Origin of the sequence: Campylobacter sp. S4:11 (genome assembly GCF_024723695.1) — a bacterium.
GTDB lineage: Bacteria > Campylobacterota > Campylobacteria > Campylobacterales > Campylobacteraceae > Campylobacter_D > Campylobacter_D jejuni_C.
The window spans coordinates 1-948 of the sequence record NZ_JANQDC010000066.1; the positions used below are offsets into that span (position 1 = coordinate 1).

The 948-nt window shown below is 31.9% G+C and carries 1 protein-coding gene; it reads right to left on the reverse strand.

What is annotated here, in order from left to right:
• A partial coding sequence (locus CAMP5053_RS08180) for a methyl-accepting chemotaxis protein (protein WP_250322484.1) occupies positions 1-948 on the reverse strand: 948 nt, incomplete at both ends.

The window sequence follows — 948 nt, forward strand, 5'->3', positions numbered from 1 at the left end:
TGCACTATCTTTTGCTATTTTTAAGTTCTCTTGGGTTACATGATCAATTTGAGCTACAGCATCATTAATTTGAGTAATACCTGTAGTTTGCTCTTTAATACTCTCACCCATTTCATTAATAGATTGAACTAAGATATTAGTATTAGCTTCAATCTCACCTAAAGACTTTTGAGTTCTTTCTGCTAGGTTTCTAACTTCATCAGCAACAACAGCAAAGCCACGTCCGTGCTCACCTGCACGTGCAGCTTCAATAGCAGCATTTAATGCAAGTAGGTTAATTTGATCTGCAATATCACCTATTATAGAAGTAACATTTTTAATCTCTTCACTTTGAGCAATTACTTCACTAGTTTTATGGGATACATTTTGCATAGAAGAAGTAATTTCTTCTAGTGCTGCTGCTGTTTCTTCTAAAGAAGAAGCTTGAGAAGATGAAGAATCTGTTAGATTTTTAACAGCACTTTGTAATTTACCACTTTCATCTGCTAATAAAGAAGCAAATTCAGAAGATTGTCTTAACATACCTACGATTTCTTGACCTAATACATTAGTAGTTACTTCAACTCCACCTTTAGCATTTTTAACTTCAGTAGTAAAGTCTAATGCTTTATAGCTATCAAATACTCTATTAATTTCATTCATATTAGAACCAACTTTTTGTTCTAATACATTCAGCATTTCATTTAAAACATTTTTTAATTCTACTAATTGAGGGTTAGCAGGAATTGCAGTAATTCTTGCTGTTAGATTACCACTTTCTATTTCTTTAGCTGTATCTACTGATTGTTCTACTGCTTTAGCATCTTGTTCTAATGCATTTTTAGTTTTAGTGATGTTTTCGTTAATAGCTTTAGCCATAGCACCTAATTCATCATTAGTATTAACACTAATCATAGCTGAATCTTTAGTTTTATGATTGATAAAATCAAAGAAAGAGTTAAGGCCGGT